The 19,299-nt window shown below is 69.6% G+C and carries 17 protein-coding genes and 1 tRNA gene; 5 read left to right on the top strand and 13 right to left on the bottom strand.

The annotated features are described in order from the left end of the window. Positions 1–118 precede the first annotated feature (118 nt). Positions 119–3,454, bottom strand: coding sequence for a transcription-repair coupling factor (gene mfd, locus QN163_01460; GenBank protein MDR5682680.1), 3,336 nt, complete (start codon positions 3,452–3,454; stop codon positions 119–121). A 118-nt stretch (positions 3,455–3,572) separates the two neighbouring features. On the opposite strand from mfd, the gene QN163_01455 reads away from it, so the two are divergent. Then, positions 3,573–3,989, top strand: coding sequence for an EVE domain-containing protein (locus QN163_01455; protein ID MDR5682679.1), 417 nt, complete (start codon positions 3,573–3,575; stop codon positions 3,987–3,989). 22 nt (positions 3,990–4,011) lie between these two features. Continuing rightward, a tRNA-Ser gene (locus QN163_01450) sits at positions 4,012–4,101 on the top strand. A gap of 50 nt (positions 4,102–4,151) precedes the next feature. Here QN163_01450 and QN163_01445 read toward each other — a convergent pair. Continuing rightward, positions 4,152–5,297 carry a DEAD/DEAH box helicase gene (locus QN163_01445; GenBank protein ID MDR5682678.1) on the bottom strand — a complete coding sequence of 382 codons (1,146 nt, stop codon included), beginning with the start codon at positions 5,295–5,297 and terminating at the stop codon, positions 4,152–4,154. Positions 5,298–5,544: 247 nt separating this feature from the next. On the opposite strand from QN163_01445, the gene QN163_01440 reads away from it, so the two are divergent. Then, entirely contained in the window at positions 5,545–6,459 is a 915-nt protein-coding gene (locus QN163_01440; GenBank protein ID MDR5682677.1) for an LLM class F420-dependent oxidoreductase, read from the top strand. Between the two features lie 23 nt (positions 6,460–6,482). Here QN163_01440 and QN163_01435 read toward each other — a convergent pair whose 3' ends face one another. The 7 genes from QN163_01435 to QN163_01405 all read right to left on the bottom strand — a co-directional run bounded on the left by QN163_01435 (position 6,483) and on the right by QN163_01405 (position 13,743). Continuing rightward, positions 6,483–7,376, bottom strand: coding sequence for a carbohydrate ABC transporter permease (locus QN163_01435; protein ID MDR5682676.1), 894 nt, complete (start codon positions 7,374–7,376; stop codon positions 6,483–6,485). A gap of 50 nt (positions 7,377–7,426) precedes the next feature. Next, a complete protein-coding gene (locus QN163_01430) occupies positions 7,427–8,410 on the bottom strand; it encodes a sugar ABC transporter permease (GenBank protein MDR5682675.1) in 984 nt (327 codons plus the stop codon). Positions 8,411–8,469: 59 nt separating this feature from the next. Further along, positions 8,470–9,750: an ABC transporter substrate-binding protein gene (locus tag QN163_01425; GenBank protein MDR5682674.1), complete on the bottom strand. Its 1,281-nt coding sequence runs from the start codon at positions 9,748–9,750 to the stop codon at positions 8,470–8,472. Between the two features lie 111 nt (positions 9,751–9,861). Then, on the bottom strand, positions 9,862–11,379 hold the full coding sequence (locus tag QN163_01420; GenBank protein ID MDR5682673.1) for a metal ABC transporter permease: 1,518 nt from the start codon (positions 11,377–11,379) through the stop codon (positions 9,862–9,864). Next, a complete protein-coding gene (locus tag QN163_01415) occupies positions 11,376–12,173 on the bottom strand; it encodes a metal ABC transporter ATP-binding protein (GenBank protein MDR5682672.1) in 798 nt (265 codons plus the stop codon). Before QN163_01415 ends, QN163_01420 begins: the two co-directional genes overlap by 4 nt. Continuing rightward, positions 12,170–13,075 (bottom strand): metal ABC transporter substrate-binding protein, encoded by a 906-nt coding sequence (locus QN163_01410; protein MDR5682671.1) that lies wholly within the window; start codon positions 13,073–13,075, stop codon positions 12,170–12,172. Before QN163_01410 ends, QN163_01415 begins: the two co-directional genes overlap by 4 nt. Further along, positions 13,072–13,743 carry a metal-dependent transcriptional regulator gene (locus QN163_01405; GenBank protein ID MDR5682670.1) on the bottom strand — a complete coding sequence of 224 codons (672 nt, stop codon included), beginning with the start codon at positions 13,741–13,743 and terminating at the stop codon, positions 13,072–13,074. The genes QN163_01410 and QN163_01405 overlap by 4 nt, the downstream gene beginning before the upstream one ends. Before the next feature lie 206 nt (positions 13,744–13,949). Here QN163_01405 and QN163_01400 point away from each other — a divergent pair, with 206 nt between their 5' ends. Further along, entirely contained in the window at positions 13,950–14,363 is a 414-nt protein-coding gene (locus QN163_01400; GenBank protein MDR5682669.1) for a hypothetical protein, read from the top strand. A 9-nt stretch (positions 14,364–14,372) separates the two neighbouring features. Here the strand turns inward: QN163_01400 and QN163_01395 are convergent, their stop codons facing one another. Further along, positions 14,373–15,047: a dienelactone hydrolase family protein gene (locus QN163_01395; GenBank protein MDR5682668.1), complete on the bottom strand. Its 675-nt coding sequence runs from the start codon at positions 15,045–15,047 to the stop codon at positions 14,373–14,375. 97 nt (positions 15,048–15,144) lie between these two features. Between QN163_01395 and QN163_01390 the strand changes: the two genes are divergently transcribed. After that, entirely contained in the window at positions 15,145–15,342 is a 198-nt protein-coding gene (locus QN163_01390; protein MDR5682667.1) for a zinc ribbon domain-containing protein, read from the top strand. Here QN163_01390 and QN163_01385 read toward each other — a convergent pair. From QN163_01385 to QN163_01375, 3 genes are all read right to left on the bottom strand, one after another. Next, positions 15,335–16,294, bottom strand: coding sequence for a DMT family transporter (locus QN163_01385; protein ID MDR5682666.1), 960 nt, complete (start codon positions 16,292–16,294; stop codon positions 15,335–15,337). The two genes, QN163_01390 and QN163_01385, sit on opposite strands and share 8 nt — an antisense overlap. A 109-nt stretch (positions 16,295–16,403) precedes the next feature. Next, positions 16,404–17,264, bottom strand: coding sequence for a thiamine pyrophosphate-dependent enzyme (locus QN163_01380; GenBank protein ID MDR5682665.1), 861 nt, complete (start codon positions 17,262–17,264; stop codon positions 16,404–16,406). Then, positions 17,245–19,125 (bottom strand): 2-oxoacid:acceptor oxidoreductase subunit alpha, encoded by a 1,881-nt coding sequence (locus QN163_01375; GenBank protein MDR5682664.1) that lies wholly within the window; start codon positions 19,123–19,125, stop codon positions 17,245–17,247. Before QN163_01375 ends, QN163_01380 begins: the two co-directional genes overlap by 20 nt. Between the last annotated feature and the right edge of the window lie 174 nt (positions 19,126–19,299).

The following is a 19,299-nucleotide window of genomic DNA, read 5'->3' as shown; positions in this document are numbered from 1 at the left end:
CTCTCCTCTCACGTCCGTCGTTCGCGCCGCCCCAAGGCCAAGACCGTCCCCTCGTGCGCCGGACGCGTGCTTCTGCATCTACGATCCGCTGCGCGGCCACGGGTGCGGCAACCGGACCTCACGCCCGGATGCCGCCGGCCGGCAAGCGCTCCGAACCGACGCGGCCCTGCTGCCGCAGACGGGCGAGCGCGTCCAGGACGTCGCGGACGGCACGCACCGCCAACGCATCCGCAGCGTCGGTGAGCAGCAATCCCTCCGGCACCGCGCGCACCCGTCCGCGGAACTCCACGGGCAGCCAGGTCTTCTCCCGAGGCGACAGTCCGCCGCGCATGCGGATCAAGACCCCGCGCGGCCCTTGGGTCACCGAAACCGCACCCACCGCGCGCGCGTGCTCCCGCAGCGTCGCGATCTCGATCAGGTTCGTGACCGGCTCGGGCGGCGCACCGTAGCGGTCACGCAGCTCGTCGCGCAGCGCCGCCGCCTCCTCGGACGAACGCAGCGCCGCCAGGCGTCGGTACACGCTCAGACGCTGCGGTTCGTCCGGGATGTACGACTCCGGGAGGAACGCCGGCAGGCGCAGTTCGATCACCGGATCCGGCGCCTCCTCGACAAACTCGCCGCGCAGCCGCCGGATCGCTTCATCCAACAGCCGAGTATACAGGTCGAAGCCGACCGCCGCCACGTGTCCGTGTTGCTCGGGGCCCAGCAGGTTCCCGGCGCCGCGGATCTCCAGATCGCGCATGGCCAGCCGCAGGCCGCTGCCCAGCTCCACGAATTCTCGCATCGCCTGCAACCTCGCTGCGGCCTCCTCCGTGAGACGCACCCCGCGTGGGTACACCAAGTACGCGTACGCCTGACGGTCGGCCCGCCCGACGCGACCCCGCAACTGGTACAGCTGCGCCAGTCCCATCTGGTGGGCGTCCTGGACGATGATGGTGTTGACCTGCGGGATGTCGATCCCGATCTCGACGATCGTCGTGCAGACCAACACGTCGTAACGGCCACCCACGAAGTCCACCATGACCTTCTCCAGCCGCGCTTCGGGCATCTGCCCGTGCGCGATCGCCACCCGCGCGTCGGGCACAATCGCCTGAATCCGCCGCGCCGCGCGCTCGATCGTCTGCACGCGGTTGTGCACGACGTAGACCTGCCCCCCGCGGCTCATCTCGCGGCGGATGGCCTCCTGGACGATCGCGTCGTCGTCCTCCTCGATCACCGTACGGATCGGCTGGCGTGCGTCCGGTGGCGTCTCCATCACGGACATGTCCCGCAAGCCCACCAGGGACATGTGCAGCGTCCGAGGGATCGGCGTGGCCGTCAGGGTCAACACGTCCACGCTTGCGCGCAGTTGCTTGAGGCGTTCCTTGTGCCGGACCCCGAACCGCTGCTCCTCGTCGATGATCACGAGTCCCAGATCGCGGAACCGCACGTCCTTCTGCAGCAACCGGTGGGTGCCAATGACGACATCCACCTCACCGGTGCGCAGGCCATCGAGGACCGCGCGCGTCTGTTGGGGCGACCGGAACCGGCTGACCATCTCCACGCGCACGGGGAAGGCGGCAAACCGGCTGGCGAACACACCGTAGTGCTGCTGGGCCAGCAGCGTGGTCGGGACCAGGACGGCCACCTGCTTGCCGTCCATCACCGCCTTGAAGGCCGCCCGCAGCGCCACCTCAGTCTTTCCGTAGCCGACGTCGCCGGCGACGAGTCGGTCCATCGGTTTCGGCGCCTCCATGTCGCGCTTGACGTCCTGGATCGCCTGCCACTGGTCCGGTGTCTCTTCGAACTGGAAGCTGGCCTCCAGTTCGCGCTGCCACGGGCTGTCCGGGGCGAAGGCGTGCCCGCGGGCCATCTCGCGACGCGCGTAGATCTCCAACAGCTCGCGCGCGATCTGCTGTGTCGCCTCCCGCACCTTTCGCTTCTCGCGGTCCCACTCGGCGGTGCCCAGACGGTGGATGCGTGGCTCGGCGCCTTCGACGCCGACGTACCGCTGGACGAGCCCGATCTGGTCGGTCGGCACGTACAGCGCATCGCCCTCCGCGTACGCCAGGTGGAGGTAGTCGCGCTCGGCGCCGTCGATCGCCTTGCGGGTGACCCCCACGAAGCGTCCAATCCCGTGGTGGACGTGCACCACCAGGTCGCCGGGTCGGACGTCGGTCCACGAGCGCAAGATCGCGCCTTCCTTGGCGACGCGGAACTTCCGGCGGCGACGGCGCCAGCCCAGGACCTCCGCGTCGGTGACGACGACCAGACCGACGTCGGCGATGCGAAAGCCGCCGGACAGCGCTATGGGCACGGCGACGGCGGATCCGGGGGCCGGCGGCGCATCCAAGTCCGGCGCGGTGTCCACCGCCACTCCGTGGTCGGCCAGCACTTCGGCGACCCGGTGGGCCTGGGCGCTGGCGACGACGACGCGCTGTCCGGACCTCTGCCAACGCTGGACCTCCTGGGCCAAAGACCCGACCTGCCCCGCGAACGGGTCGACGGCCCCGGCTGCCAGCGCCAGCCCCGGTTGCCCTTCCGGCGGCCCGTGCAGCGCGGAAACAGGGAGCACCCGCAACCGCCGGGCGCGTTCACGGATCTCGTTCCAGGACAGATACGGCAGCGGGGCCACACCCCGCTCCCACAGCTGCCGCTCGACCTCCAGGGCGGCGCGGTGCACCGAGTGCGCCTGGTGTTCGAGTTCGACCGGCTCGTCGAGCACGAGCAGGGCGCCGTCGGGGAGCAGGTCCACCACGCACAGGTCGCCCTCCGGCTCGGCCGCCGGCGGGATCGCAACGGAGTCCTGCCGCCTTTCGGACCGCTGCGTCTGCACGTCGAAGACGCGGATGGACTCGATCACGTCGCCGAACCACTCGATCCGCACCGGGTACTCAGACCCGGGCGGGTAGACGTCCACGATGCCGCCGCGCGCCGCGAACGCGCCCTGCGATTGGACCAGCGACACCCGCTCGTACCCGCCGGCGGCGAGGCGCCCGACCACGGATTCGAGCGCGACCTGCTGATCGGCTCGGAGTTCGAGCATGGCGCCACGGATAACCTCGGGTCGGGCGACCCGCCGTTGGACCGCGGCGACCGGAGCGGCGACGACCACCGGCTGCCTGCTGGCCAAATCGCGCAGCGCGCGCAACCGCTCCCCCACGGTCTCCGGCGAGGGCGGCAACTCGTCGTGGGGGAGCGACTCGGCGGGCGGGAACAACCGGATGCGGTCGCGCAGCGACGGGGCGAACGCCGCGACGTCGTCGCACAGCCGCTCCGCGGCCTCCCGGCCCGCGGTAAGCACGAACACGGGTCGGTCTCCCTCCGCAGACAGCAGCGCGCACATTAGCAGGGCCTTGTACGAGCCGCTCGGTCCGGTGACCCAGGGGATGCCGTCGCCCGAGCGCACGGCCCCGCGCAGTGCGACGAACGGCTCCCACTTGTCGACCAGCGGCACCAACCCGCGCAGCGACACAGCAACCCTCGCAAGTACAAATAGCGCCCGCCGGCACAAGAGGGGGGTGACCCTCCCCGGCGGACGCCGCTATCCTGCACCATAAGTAAGGTTAGCACACAGCAAGAGGGAGGTCGGGATGGCGTACTGGCTGCTGAAAAGCGAGCCGGACGAGTGGTCGTGGGACGACCAGGTCCGGGCCGGGACCGACGTCTGGGACGGGGTGACGAACCCCCAGGCGGTGGGCAACCTCAAGAGGATGCGGCGGGGCGATCTTGCGTTCTTCTACCACACGGGAGGCGAACGACGCATCGTCGGCATCGTCGAGGTGGTAAGGGAGGCGCACCCCGACCCTGACGACCACACCGGCCGCCGCGTCGTCGTGAGCGTGCGGGCCGTGCGGCCCCTTCCCCGTCCGGTGACGCTGGCCGAGATCAAGGCGGACTCCGAGCTGGCCCACCTGGCGCTCGTCCGCCAGCCGCGCCTGTCCGTCGTGCCCCTGGATGCCGCCTCCTGGAGACGGATCCTCCAGTTGGCCTCCCGCCCGGTGTGCTGACGCTGCCCCTATAATCGAAAGCGGAGGGGTGTCAGAGCGGACGAATGAGACGGTCTTGAAAACCGTTAGGGCCGACCAGCCCTCGTGGGTTCGAATCCCACCCCCTCCGCCACCGTACCCGGCTGCCCCGGGGCCGCGGGACAGAGCGCCCGGACGCGGGAGTCAGTTCCCGTAGACGTCCAGCGGGTGGGGGCGCAGGGCGTCCCCGAGCCTGCGCTTGAGTTCGTCGAACGTCTCGACGTCGTGCTGGCCGACGAACGTGATCGCGGTCCCGGCCCGGCCGGCCCGCGCCGTACGGCCCACACGGTGGATGTAGGTCTCTGTGTCCTCGGGCATGTCGAAGTTGATGACGTGGGAGACCGCGGGCAGATCCAGCCCGCGCGACGCGACGTTCGTGGCGACCAGCAGCGGCGTGCGGCGCGCCTCGAAGGCACGCAACGCCGCCAGCCGTGCGCCCTGGCGCATACCGCCGTGCAGCACCCCCACCCTGTGGTCTCGCTGCAGCACCCTGGCCAGGCGCTCGGCGCGGTGCTGCGTGCGCCGGAACACCAAAGCCGCCTCGATGCGCTCCCGCCGCAGCAGCCGGCGCAGCGCCCTGACCTTGTCCTCTTCGGCCACCTCGACGTAGAACTGCGTGACCGTCGCCACCGTCGGTGCCGGCGCGGCGATGCGGATCCACACCGGGTCTTGCATCTGCTGCCGGGCGATCGCACAGATCCCCTCCGGCATCGTCGCCGAGAACAACACCGTCTGGCGCCCACCGGGGGTGGCCCGAAGGATGCGGGAGACGTCGGGCAAAAACCCCATGTCGAGCATGCGGTCGGCCTCATCGAGGACGGCGACGCGCAGCGCGTCCAGCCGCACGGTGCCCCGCTGCATGTGATCCAGCAGCCGGCCGGGTGTGGCGACGGCCACCTGGGGGTGACGGCGCAGCTCGTCGATCTGCCTGCCGATGGCCTGGCCGCCGAACAAGGCGACGACCCGGATGCGGCGGTCGCGGCCGAGGTTGCGCACGTCCTCGGACACCTGGACCGCAAGTTCGCGCGTGGGCGTCAGCACGACCGCCTGCAGCGCGCCGACCGTGGGTTCGAGGCGGTCCACGATGGGGATCGCGAACGCTCCGGTCTTGCCGGAACCGGTCTGGGCCTGACCCACCACGTCCTTGCCCGCCAGGACGAAGGGAATGACGCGCGACTGGATCGGGGTCGGCTCCGTCCAGCCCAGGCGCTGGATTGCCGTGCGCGTGTGGGGTCGCAGTTGCAGGTCTGCGAACGCCCCCTGCACTTGCGGGACCTTCGTAGAAGTCAAGACAGCCTCCTTCGTGTTCCGGCTCTGGGCCGGATGCGGCGGTGCCGCGTGAGACAGTGCCGGCATCGTGCGTGTGCCCCGCCGGACCCGCTCACCACGAAGAAGGCCTGCGACAGACAGAACGCATCTATGACGGTCGCCTCACTCTAGCACGCCCCATGTGGGCACGCAACCGGAATCGTGCGACCACGGGGGGCAGGACTGCCCGTTTGACCCGTCAAAACCGCCCGGTACGGGAGGAGCAACCATGGACGTCGCAATCATGGTCGAAGGCCAGAACGGACTGAACTGGCCACGCTGGAAACGCACCGTGCGGGCGGTCGAGGACTTGGGGTTCGCTGGCCTGTACCGGTCCGACCACTTCACGAACGCTGCCCCGCCCGACCGCGACTCCCTCGAGCTGTGGGTCTCGCTCACGTGGCTGGCGGAGCACACGACCCGCATCGCCTTCGGGCCGCTGTGCACGCCGGCGTCGTTTCGTCACCCGGTCTTCACCGCGCGGATGGCCGCCCAGGTGGACGACTTGTCCGGCGGCCGGATGACCCTGGGGATGGGCGCCGGTTGGCAGGAACGCGAGCACGTCAAGTTCGGCTTCGACCTGCTCGACGTCCCTGAACGGTTCCGTCGGTTCGAGGAGTCGCTGCAGGTCGTCACACACCTGCTGCGCGACGACGGACCGGTCAGTTACACCGGCCGCTACTACACGCTGCGCGAAGCACAGCTGCTGCCGCGCCCGCAACGACCAGGATGTCCTCCCATCCTGGTGGGCGGCAACGGTCCGCGACGCACCCTGCCACTGGCTGCCCGCTACGCGAGCGAATGGAACGCCACCTTCCAGACGCCGGCGGGCTTCGCAGAACTCAGTGCCCGTCTGGACGCCCTGCTGGTGCGCAACGGGCGTCCGCCCCACGCGGTCCGCCGCTCGATGATGACCGGGCTGCTGTTCGGACGCAGCCGGTCGGAGATCGAGCAGAGGGCGTCCGCGCGCGGTCGCACCGTCGAAGAACTGAGGGCGCGTGGCGTCCTGGTCGGCGGGCCCTCGGAGATCAGAGACCAACTGCAGGCCCTGGGCGGCGTCGGCGTGCAGCGGGTCATGCTCCAGTGGCTGGACCTGGACGACGCCGCGGGGCTGGAAGCCCTCGCCCGCACCGTCGTCACCTGACCGGCGCCGGCCCCACCGCCCGCTCAGCCCCGCAGCGCTCCGGCCAGCAGACCGCGCAGGAAGTACCGTCCCAAGAAGACGTACACCAACAGCGTGGGGGCCGCCGCCAGCAGCGCACCCGCCATCTGCACGTTCCACTCCACGATGTAGCTGCCGGCGAGGTTGTACAGCGCGACGGTCACCGGTCGGACGGCGGGATTCTGAGTCAGCACCACCGCGAAGAGGAACTCGTTCCAGATGGACGTGAACTGCCAGATCAGGACGACGGCGAAGGCAGGCATCGAGATGGGGAGCAAAACCAGCCGGTAGATCCCGAGCAGGCCCGCGCCGTCGGCCTTTGCCGCGTCGATCAGCTCGTCGGGGACCGTGGCGTAGTAGTTGCGAAAGATCAACGTGGTGATCGGGATCCCGTAGACGACGTGCACGAACGCCAGGCCCGACAGCGTGCCGTACCCCGGTACGGCCCACTTCAACCAGGTCGGCAGGTCCAGCGCGTGCGCGGCGAAGTTCACCCGCTGAAGGGTGTGCACCAGCGGGATCAGGACGCTCTGGTAGGGGATAAACATCCCGAACAGGATCAAAGTGAAGACCGCGTCCGCACCCCGAAACCGCCACTTGGCGAGGACGTAGCCGTTGACCGACCCCAGCAGGGAGGACAGCAACGCCGCCGGCACAGTAAGCGTCAGGCTGTTGACGAAGTGCGGCGACAGGCGGGCGTACGCCTGCCGGAAACCGTCCAGCGTGGGGGCCGCCGGCAGGTGCCACATGCGGTCCAGCCCGGCCTCCGCGTAGGACTTGATGCCGGTGATCAAGAGCACGTAGACGGGCAGCAGGTAGAACGCCGCCGCCAAGACCAGCGCCGCGTAGAGCGAGACCCGGCCTAGGGCAACCGCTAGGTGCGGGCGCGCCGCGATCACCAGCGCCTGCGCCTGCTCCTGTGCGCCGCCGACCGCGCGTCCCGCCGGTCTCACGTCGCGCTCTCCCGCCGCATGCTGCCCACCAGATACGGAACGATCAGCACGCTGACGCTCACCAGCATCACCACCGCGATGGCGGCGCCTTCGGCGAACCGGTCCGCGTGGAAGGTGGTCTCAAACATGAAGTACGCGGGGACGTCAGTGGCGAAGCCGGGCCCACGCTTGCTCATCGCGGCCACCAGGTCGAAGATCTTCAGCGAGATGTGGCCGAGGATGATCAGCGCGCTCAGAGTCACCGGGCGCAGGTAGGGGAGGATGACGTGGCGGTAGACCTGCCACTCACCGGCTCCGTCGATCCGCGCCGCCTCCCGCAGCTCCTCCGGAAAGCCGCGCAGCCCTGCGAGGTAGAGGGCCATAACGAACCCCGACATTTGCCAGGTCGCGGCGATGACGATGGACAGCATCGCCACCGGCACGCCGAAGACCGGACCGGTGAGGAAACCCAGCCCCATGCCGGCGAGCACCTGGCCGAGTGCGCTGTCGGGCGTGATGTAGAGAACCGTGTGGTCCGTGTACCACTTGAGGTGGGGCAGACCCGCCTGGGCGAGCAGGACGTTGACGCCCGTGATCCGGCCGGTGGCGGGGTCGCCCGGAGCCAGAAGCCACCGCCAGGCGACCCCGGTGACGATGAACGAGATCGCCATCGGGAAAAAGAAGATGCTGCGGAAGACGCTTTCGCCCCTCACCCCGCGGTCCAGCAACAGCGCCAGTCCCAGCCCCAGCGCCATGCACGCCGCCAGCAACAACGCGGTGAAGACCACCGTGTTCCGAATGTCCAGGTGGAAGCGCGGGTTGGCGAACAGCGTCGCGTAGTTGCTCAGGCCCGCCCAGCTGAGGTCCGGGCGCAGCCCCGACCAGTTCGACAGCGACACCCACACCGTCCAGCCGATGAAGCCGTAGACGAACAGCCCCACGGCGGCGATCGAAGGGGCGACGAGAGCCGCCGCGAGGATTCGATCGGATGTCGACCTCATCTCACGGGCCCGACACGGGCTCGGGGTGGCTCCGCCGGACAGGCGCTACGTCGGTGAGGTCAGCGGCACACCCGCGCGTCGACGCAGGCCTTTGCCAGCGCGGCCTGGGCCTTGGCCACGTCGCGATCGCTGACGAAGGCGCTCATCACGTCGTTGATCAGGGCCACCCAGGACTCGGACGCCGCCGCCCCGTGGGCCAGGCTCGGCACGATCCGGTCCCGCGCCCAGTCCTGCATCGCCGACTGCAGGTACGGGCCGAACAGGGCCGGGTCGCAGTCGTTGCGCGCGCAGATCGAGCCCTTGACGGGATTGAACGCCTCCTGCCCGGCCCTAGACCCCACCAGCCGCAGCCAGGCGATCGCCTGGTCGCGGTGGGGTGCGTTCTTGGGCAGGCCGAAGGTATCGGACAGCGCCACGAAGACGCCTCGTGTGCCCGGCGGCGGCGCCCAACCCGAATCCCGGAAGTTCTTGGCGAGGTTGTCGGCGTCCACCCAGTCGCCCATGATCGTCATCCCCGCGCGGCCCTGGATCACCAGGTCGTTGGCCTGATCCCACGACAGCGCCGAGTGATCCGGGTTGACGTAGGTGAGCATGCGCGCCATGATCTCCAGCGCGCGCCGGACCTCCGGGCCGTTCCAGTCGGTTGCGCCGGTCCACAGACCGCTGTACGCGTCCGGGCCCAGCACGCCGGCCAGCACGACTTCGAACAGGTGCACCGACGCCCAGATGCCGACGTCCCCCAACGCCAGCGGGGTGATGCCCTTGGCGCGCATCTGCTCTGCGAGGGCGAAGAAGTCGTCGAAGGTCTCCGGCGGCTTCCAGCCGTTCTCCTCGAAAGTCCGCTTGTTGTACCACAATACGTTGGCGCGGTGAATGTTCACCGGCACCGACCAGTAGCTGCCCTCGTGCCGCAGCAGGCCCAGCACGCCGGCCGGGAAGACCTGTTCCCATCCTTCCTGCGCGTACAGGTCGTTCAGCGGCTCCATGTATCCGGTCACGACCCAGGTGTCGATCAACTCGCGGCCCATGTGGACCTGGAATGAGTCCGGCGGGTCGCCCCCCAGCATCCGCGCCTTGAGGGCGGGTTTGGCCTCAAAGCCCGCCCCACCCGCCACGGTGGCGTTGATGATCTCCACGCCGGGGTTCTGCTGCCGGTACAGCTCGAACAGCTTCAACAGTCCGGCCTCCTCGCCCCCCGTGGTCCACCATGAGAAGATCTCCAGCCTCGCGGCCGGCGGTGCCGGAGCCCGCATCCGACTGACCTGGTAGAGTGCGACCGCCGCGACGACGACGATCACGACGGCGGCGACGAACAGTGCGCGCCTGCGTGGCATCGTCATCCCCCCTCTCCGAACATAGCATGGCAGCGGCCCACAACCGGGGTCAAGCCGACGGTTCCAACAGAGCGTCTACCCGGAGCCGGGAGGATCGCAGGGCTGTCTGGCGACCGCTCAAAGGTTGCGAGAAGTCCCCCCGGCCGGCCGGGTCAGCACGACGTCGGACAACGCTGGGTCGATTTCTTCCTCCCGGCCGTCGACGCGAACCCGCAGGGTCCCGTCTTGCCTTCTGTGCAGGACGTGGACGCGCGCGCCGGGGCGCATGCCCTTCTCGTCGAGCCGGCGCAGCACGTCGGGGTCTTCGTCTTCCACCTCGGCCACCTCGACGGTGTCTCCGATGCGCCGGGCTGCAAGCGGCTCCGCACGGAGTTCTGGGTCCTGCCCGGCCCGCGGGATGCGCGCGCCGTGCGGGTCGTGTTCCGGACGGCCCAGCACCTCGTCCAGCCTCGCGGCCAGTTCGCGCGTGCCGAGGTGTTCCAGGCGTTCCGCCTCGGCGTGCACTTCCGCCCACGACAGCCCGCCTGCGTCCACCAGGTAGCGCTCCCACAGGCGATGCGACCGGATCAGTTCCTGCGCCCGCGCGCGGCCGGCGTCGGTCAGGCGCACCACGCCGTCGGAGGGGTCTGCCAGCCCTTCACGCGCCAGCCGCCGCAGCGCGCTGCGCGCCTGCCGCAGCCCCGTGCCCAATCTCTCCGCGACGGCCGCGATCGTCGCCTCCCCCTGGCGGTCCAGGACGTACGCCTGCTTCAAGAAGTCCTCCAGCGCCGTGAGGTAGACCACGCGGCGCCGCCGGATCGCCGACCACACGATCCCCTCGCGGGGACTGAGCAGCATCGCGCACGCGAACACGACCGTCGCGACTAGAACCATCGTCGCGCCGGAGGCGACGTTGAGGTGGTAGGAGAGGAACAGCCCGCTCAGCGCCGACACGACGCCCACGGCGACCGCGATCCCGAGCATGCGCGACATGCGGTCCGTCAGCAGGAATGCCACCGCTCCGGGGGTCACAAGCATCGCGACGACGAGCACGATGCCCACCGTCTGGAGGGAGGCCACGATGGTCATCGACAGCAGCAGCATCAGCGTATAGTGGAGCACGCCGGACGGCAGTCCCATCGCCGCGGCGGCGACCGGGTCGAACGTCCACAGTTGGAGCTCCTTGTACAGCGCAAACACCACCGCCAACACCACGGCTCCGGTCGCGGCGGTGAGGATCAGGTCCGCGTCAAAGACCCCCAACACGTTGCCGAACAGGATGTGGAAAAGGTCGACGCTCTTGCTGCGGATGCGGCTGACCAGCACGAACCCCAGCGCGAACGCGCCGGTGAACATGATGCCCATCGCCGAGTCTTCCTTGATGCGCGTGTGACGCTCCACCGCGGAGATGCCCAGCGCTGTCAGCATGCCGGTGGCCACCGCACCGGTGAAGAACGGCAGGCCGGCCATGTACGCGAACGCCACGCCCGGCAGCACAGAGTGCGAGATCGCGTCCCCGAGCAGGGCCCACCGCTTGACCAGCAGGTAGCAGCTCAGCACCGCGCAGATCGTGCCGACCAGCAGCGACGCCAGTAGCGCACGCTGCATGAACGCGTACTGCATGGGGTTGACGAACAGGTCGTACAGGGCCGTCACGGCCGGATCACCATCCTCTGGTCGGCGGCATCGAGCAGGGTCAGACGGCCGCCATAGGTGCGCTGCAGCAGAGACGGCGTGAACACCTCCTGCGGCGGCCCGTAGGCGATCGGATACTGGTTGAGCAGGACCAACCGGTCGAACGCCGTCTGCGCGCGGCTCAGGTCGTGGGTCGCCACGACGACGGTGCGGCCCTCCTGCTTGGCGGCGTCCAGCAGGCGGTAGATCGTTTCCTCGGTGGCAGCGTCCACGCCGACGAACGGCTCGTCGAGCAGCATGATCGGGGTCTCCTGCGCGAGCGCGCGGGCCAGGAACACGCGCTGCTGCTGGCCGCCGGACAGCTGTCCAATCTGGCGCTGCGCGTACGCCTCCATCCCCACGCGCCGCAGACACTCCGCGGCGACCTGCCGGTCCAGCGCCCTCGGCCGGCGCACCCACCCGATGTGGTTGAACCGGCCCATGAGCACGACCTCCTCGACGACGATGGGGTAGTCCCAGTCCACCTCGGTGCGCTGCGGCACATACGCCACCAGTCGCCGCGCCGCCTGCGGGCTTTGGCCGAAGATCGCCACCCGCCCGGTGTCCGGTGTGAGCAGGCCGACGATGGCGCGCAGCAGCGTCGACTTGCCGGCGCCGTTGGGTCCCACCAGCCCCACCAGGCGCCCGGGCTCGATCGCGAGGGTCACGTTGCGGATCGCCGGCTTGCCCCCGTACGACACCGTCAGGTTGCGGGTCTCGATCGCGGGCGGGCCGGCGTCCTGCTCCCGGGTGCGCGGAAAGTCTGAAGGAATCATCGCAGCGCCTCCACGATCGCGGCGACGTTGTGCCGCATCATCTTGACGTAGGTGTCGGCGTTGCTGCCCGGGGGTCCGAGGGAGTCGCCGTACAGGCTGCGGCCGACGCGCACGCCGGCGTCGCGGGCGACGCGCTCCATCAGCTTGGGGTTGATCGTCGTCTCGACGAACACCGCGGGCACCCGCTCCCGCCGGATGCTGTCCACCAGACGTGCGATCTCCTGCGCCGACGGTTCGTCCTCCGTGCTGATCCCCCAGATCGTACCGACGACCGCGAAGCCGTAGCGATTCCCGAAGTAGCGGAACGCGTCGTGGGTGGTCACCAGCTTCCGCCGCGCGGGTGGGATCTGGGCCACCTGCTGCTGGATCCAACGGTGCAGCTCGTCCAGTTCCCGCAGGTAGCGGGCGGCGTTGGCCTCGTACGCGCTCCGGCCGTCGGGGTCGAAGGCGATCAGGGCGTCGCGGATGTTCTCGACGTAGGTCCGGGCCGCCAGCGGGTCCATCCACAGGTGCGGGTCGGGGTCGCCGGCGTACGCGCCGCTCGTCTGGATCGCGGGCCGCAGCCCCCTCGTGACCTCGACCATGACGCGCCGTCCGCCGGCGTTGGCGATCAGTTTGTGCAGCCACTTTTCCAGGCCCAGCCCGTTGTAGAAGAGGATGTGGGACTCCGCGATCCTCTGGACGTCGCGGGGGACCGGCTCGTAGGTGTGCGGGTCGCCGCCCACCGGGATCAGACTGCTGACCTCGATCCGGTCGCCGGCGACCCCGCGCGCGAAGTCGGCGAGGATGTTGATCGTCGCGATCGCGCGCGGACGCTGCGCGGCCGGGCTCGCGGACTCCCCGGCGCAGCCGGTAGCCAGCACGGCCACGAGCCACAGGGCGGCGAGGCGGGGTGCGGTCAACCCGCCACCTCCCGGACGAAGATCCCACGGGCCACCCGCCCGGAGACCCGGCGCGCTCGGCCCGCGCCGGCATGGACCGTGACCCCGCCGTCGGGCGAGCGGGACAGCACGCGGACGCGCACGCCGGGCAGCAGGCCCAGCGCGGCGATGCGCCTCAGGCGCACGGGGTCGCTGTCGCTGACGCGCGCGACGACGACCGAGCGACCGGGTGTGGCGTCGGCGAGAGCTGGGTGCACCTGTTCGTCGACCTCCCCGTCGGCGGACGGGATCGGGTCGCCGTGGGGGTCCGAACGGGGGTTGCCCAGCACCCGCGCGATCCGCTCCTCGACGGCCTCCGACAGCGCGTGTTCGAGCCGTTCGGCCTCGGCGTGCGCCTCGTCGATGGGCAGACCGAGCCTCTGGGTCAGGTACAGTTCGAGCAGCCTGTGGTGGCGGATGACCTCCAGCGCGGCCCGCTCCCCACGGCCGGTGAGGCGCACGCCGTAATAGGGGGTGTGCGTGAGCAGCCCGTCCTTGGCGAGCCGCTTCACCATCTTCGTCACCGAAGCCGGCGCCACGCCCATGCGGTCGGCGATGGCGTTGGTCGTCACCGGGCCACCGGCCTGGCCGAGCTTGTAGATGACCTTGAGGTAGTCCTGCGTGGCCTGCGTGACCTGTTCTGTCATCATCTGCGCGCCTTTTAGCCACAACTAAATTAGCACTCGCTAAATCTAGACTGCCCGGCCACCGCTGTCAAGACCCTGCGGCGCAGGCGACGCCAGCACCGGATGCGGTCGGCGCACAGGGCTCGGGCGGCAATCCGCGGCGCCGGTGTACAGCGGGTCTCGATCCGCCCTATCCTGGTGACGAATGAACGCCCTGCGGGAGGTGAACCATGGCCGACGAGGTGCGGCGGGTCGACTACTACTACGTGACCGTTCCGGACAGACCCGGCGAAGGAGCGCGGGTGCTTTCGGCGCTCAGAGAAGGCGGCGTGAACCTCCTCGCCTATCTCGCGTTCCCTGTCGAGGGCGGCAACGCCCAACTCGACCTTGTACCCGAGGACGCCGTGGCGCTGCGGTCGGTCGCGGACCGCTCGGGCTGGCAGCTGACCGGACCCAAGCGGGCATTTTTGATCCGGGGGGACGACCGCGTGGGTGCGGCCGCGGAGTACGCCAAGAAACTCGGCGATGCCGGAATCAACATCGTCGCGGCGGCGGCAACCTCGGCCGGTGGGGGCCGCTACGGGATGATCCTCTGGGTCAGACCCCAGGACTACGAGGAAGCGGCGAGGGCCATCGGCGCGTAGCCGACGCGCCTACGCCGGTCGGGCGGGCTGGCCGGCGAGGTGCTGGCGGAACCAATCCGCGGCGAGTTCGGCGACCCGTTCCAGGGCGCCGGGTTCCTCGAAGAGGTGACCCGCCCCAGGGACGATTTCCAGGCGCTTGGGACAGCGCAGGTCGGCGTAGGCTTCCTCGTTCAACCGCATCACCGGCCAGTCCCTGCCTCCGACGATCAGCAGCGTGGGCGCGCGAACCTGAACAAGTGCTTCGCGCGCCAGGTCCGGCCGCCCGCCGCGTGAGACCACCGCGCCGATCCCGTCCGGTCGCTGCGCGGCGGCCACCAGGGCTGCGGCTGCGCCCGTGCTCGCCCCGAACAGCCCCACCCGCAGACCGGTCGAGTTCGGGTCGCGGGTCAGCCACTCCGCCAGGCCCACCACCCGCCGCGCCAGCAGATCGACGTCGAACCGCAGCTCGGCCGTGCGCGAATCCGCCCGTTCCTCCTGTTCGGTCAGCAGGTCCACGAGGAACGTCGCCAGCCCGGCGCGCTGCAACGCCTGCGCCACGAACCGGTTGCGTGGGCTGAACCGGCCGCTCCCTGTGCCGTGCGCGAACAGCACCACCCCGCGCGCGTCCGCGGGCACCGCGATGTCTCCGCTCAGGACGACGCCTTCCACGGGAACCTCCACGTGAGCCGTCCGCATCGCTTCCATGCCCGTCCCCCACCCCTATTCTGCCCCGGGAGCCGACACGCGTCGCACACGATGCTACGATCAAATGGTAGAAGGCCGGTGAAGGGGTGACCGATCGATGCCGATGTACGAGTACGCCTGTGCGGAGTGCGGGCAACGGTTCGAGCGGCTTGTGCCCAGCAGTGCGGACGCCGACCGGATGACCTGCGAGCACTGCGGCGCGACGGAGGTTCGCCGTTTGGTCTCGGTGTTCGCCACCGCGAAGGCAAACGGCGACGGCGGCTGCTGCGGCGGCGGGTGCTGCCGGGTCAACTGAGCCGCCCGGGCACCGGGTCTGGCCCCCTGCGGACACCGCCGCGTGCCAACGAGATCGCGACGAGGACGGCCGCCCCGCCCGCGACCTGCAGCGGCGCCAACCGTTCCCCCAGCAACAGCCAGGCGAAGACCGCTGCCAGCACGGGTTGCAGCAGCAGGACCAGGGACGAGAAGGCGGCCGGCAGGTGGGCGAGCGCATAGGCGATCAGGCTCTGGCCGACGAACTGGCTGATGACGGCCAGCCCCACCAGCACCAGCCACCCGCGCAGCGAGGGCGCCATCAGGCTCTCCCTCGACAGCAGCGCGATCGGCAGCAACGCCGCCGCGGTCACCGCGCTGCTCCACGTCATCACCGTCGCGGTCGACAGGCGCGCGCGGAGTCGCCCGACCGCGAGGATGTACGAAGCGTAGAACACCGCGGTCGCGATCCCCAGTACATCGCCCAGGACGCTCTGCGCGCCCAGCCGCACGCTCGCTCCCATCAGCAGGATCGCACCGCAGATGGCCAGAGCGAGCGCGGCCAAAAACGTGCGGGTGAACCGCTCCCCGAAGAGCAGATACGCACCCAGCGCGACGAAGATCGGGGCGAAGTTCGCGAGCAACGTGGCGTTGGCGACCGTCGTGAACCGGATCGACCAATGCCAGACCGCCAGATCACCGGCAAAGAACACGCCCGCGGCGACCAGCCGCGGGACGTCCCGGGCGAGGGGACGCGCGGTCTGCAGGACGCGCCGCTCCCGCTCTCGCCACAGCCACAACAGCGGCAACGCAAACGCCATGCGCCAGAAGGCGGTCGCCGACGGTTCAACCTCGCTCAGCCGCACGAAGATGGGCGCGAACGCGATGCCGGCGGCGCCCCCCACCAGCGCCGCCAGACCGAGGTGCGCAGCACGATCCGGTGACGAACGAGCGACCGTCCCGAGGACGCCGCCGCCGGAGGGATGCAGCGACACCGTCGGGGACTACGGGGCCGGACGACCGACGATGCCGGCGCGGCTCATGCGCCCGCTGTCGCGGAGACGAAACCGACGGCGGGCTCCTTCGAAGGCCATGCGGACCCTCCTACCGGAACGCCGCAAGGACCGGCTCCAGGTCGACCTCCCCGAGCTCATCCTCCCACATCGGGAGCCGCTCGAAGCGCTTGCACCTGCGCGGGTTGCGGTACACCACCCCCAGGGGGACCTTGCCCCGCCGGGCGAAGTCGCGGACCAGCGCCCACGCGGCGTCCTTGCTGGACGCGTCGTGGTCGGGCGGAACGTGCTCGACGTGGTCACGGAACCACTCGTAGGTGTTGAACTTGTTGTACGTCACGCACGGCGAGAAGTCGTTGATGAACGCGAACCCCGGGTGCTGAAACGCTTCGACGAACATCCGCGTCGCGTGCTTCACGTCACCGCTGAACGACTGCGCCACGAATGTCGCCTCGCTCGCCAGCGCCAGCAGCAGCGGATCCACCATCGGGGGGTGCTCCTCGCTGAACTCCTCCCGCTCCTGCCCCAGCCCCGCGGTCGGCGAGTCCTGCCCCTTCGTCAGCCCGTAGACGCCGTTGTTCATCACCAGCAGCACCATGTCTGGGTCGCGCCGGCAGACGTGCACGAAGTTCTCGATGCCGATCGCCAGCGTGTCGCCGTCACCGGCCAGCGCGACGACCTTCAGGTCCGGGTTCGCCATCTTGGCGCCGACCGCGTAGGCGAGCGCGCCGCCGTGGGTGCCGTGGAACGCGTTGCCGTTCAGGTAGTTTCGGATCTGTCCGGAGCAGCCGATCCCGCCGATCAGCAGCAGTTCGTGCGGCACGATCTCCAGCTCGGTCAGCGCCTGCTTGAGAGCGGCCAGCACGCCAAAATCCCCGCACCCCGGACACCACTGGATCCGGTGCTTGGGGACGGCGTTTTCGTCCCAGATCTTAGTCCCCTTCGTGCTCATTGCGCCCCACCTCCACCTTCACCGGCGCCGTGCCTCCGATCCGGACGACCGCTCCTTCGCGCTCCAGTGCCTTCTGGACCGCATCGGCCACCTCGGTCGGGTGCATTGGGATCCCGTTGTACTTCAGCACCCGGCGCGTGGGGATCAGCAGCTCCTGCTGCAGCAGGTCGGCGAACTGGCCGCTGTAGTTCTGCTCGACGACGACCACGGGGCCGGCGTCCGCCAGCAGCGCGTCCAGCGCGTCCCGGCGCAGCGGCCAGACGTGCGTGAAGTGCACCAGCGCGGCCTTTATGCCCCGCGCCTGGAGAACCGCACGGGCCTCTTCGAGCACGGGCCGGGTGTTGCCCCAGCCGACAATCACGGGCGCGCCGCGCACCTCCCCGAAGACCTGCGGCGGCTTCCAGTCCTCGCGCAGGTAGGTGTCCATCTTGCGCATGCGCTTTTCCATCATCGCCGCGCGCTTGGCCGGGTCGATCGAGACGAACCCGAACTCGTCGTGTTCGGCGCCGCTGGTCTTGAAGATCGCCCCCGGGGTCCCGGGCACGCTGCGCGGGGAGATCCCCGACTCGGTGATCTCGTAGCGCCGGTAGGTCTTCCCCCGTACGTCGTCTTCGCGGACGATCGCGTGGCGCGTGACCTTCGGCCGGTGCGCGAAGACCTCCTCCAGGACGGTCTTCTTGCCCTCGGAGAGGTTGAGATCGGTGAGAAAGAACACCGGGCACTGGTACTTGTCGGACAGCTCGCACGCCTCGAGCATCAGCGTGTAGCACTCCTCGATCGTACCCGGCGCGATCACTATGCGCGGGATGTCGCCGTGTCCGGATCCCAGGACGAGGTTGAGGTCACCCTGCTCCGGGCGCGTCGGCATGCCGGTCGAAGGGCCCGCCCGCTGTGCGTCGACGACGATCACCGGCGTCTCGGTCGCGCCGATGACGCCGATCTCCTCGACCTTCAACGAGATCCCGGGACCGGAGCTCCCGATCATCGCGCGCGCGCCGGCCAGCGCCGCGCCGATCGCCGCGCGGATGCTCTCGCGTTCGTTCTGCCCCTGCAGGACGCGGCCACCGTACTTCGGCAGGTACCGCTCCATGAACTCGAGGATGCCGCTGGCGGGCGTGATTGGATATCCCGCGTAGAAGCGCACGCCGCCAGCGATGGCCCCGGCACCCAGGCAGTCGTTGCCCGAGACGTACACCGCCTTCTTGGCCGGACGGGGCTCCAGCCGCACCGTCAGCTCGTAGCCGCGCTCGGCGAGGATCTTCTCGACCGCCTCCCGCCCGCGGGCGGCCGCCTGGAGGTTGAGATCGACGAGTTCGCGGCCCTTGCGCAAAAAACGCTCCTCCAGCAGCTGCGTCAGATAGGCGGTGTCGTTGTCGAAGTCCACCAGCCGGAACAGCGCACCGGTCATGATGATGTTCTTGACCACTTCCTTCTTCAGTTCAGTATGCGCGATCTTGCGGGCCGGGATCGGGAACACCTTGACCCCGCGCGCTTCCAGGTCGTCGGTGGGGATCTCGCCTGTCGAAGCGTCGTACAGCAGGATCCCGCCGTCTCGCAAAAAGCCTCCGTGACGCAGGACGGTGTCGCGGTTGGGCTGCTGCTTCGCGTCGGGGTTCGTGTCGTAGTCCAGTGCGACGAGGATGTCGATGTCGGGGTCGCCGTAGGAGACCGCCGGCGTCTCCGTGACGAGCATAGGGTCGTACTGGTGCGCGCCGTAGATCGTCGACGCGTACCCCTTCTCCATCGCGATCGCGTACAGCCCGGCGCGGGTGAAGATCTTGCCGAGCAGGTCGGTGACGGTCGTCACACCGTCGCGGAGCTGCACGCCGCCGACCAGCAGTTTGAGGCGGTTCGTCCTCACGGCCCTTCCCTTCCTTTCGCCGGCGACGCCGGCGCGCCCCGGCCCCGAGTGGCGAAACAGGCGCTGCCGGCCTCAGCAGCGCCTTTTCGTGTTCATCCTAGCACAACGCCTGCTGCCGTCCCAATCGATCGTCGCTATCGAACGGATAGGGCATGCCTATGGCGAAACGCACCG

It is taken from the genome of Armatimonadota bacterium (assembly GCA_031432545.1).
Lineage (GTDB): Bacteria > Sysuimicrobiota > Sysuimicrobiia > Sysuimicrobiales > Sysuimicrobiaceae > Caldifonticola > Caldifonticola tengchongensis.
Note: the sequence above shows the minus strand (reverse complement) of the source record. Positions and strands in the feature narration are given on the sequence as shown.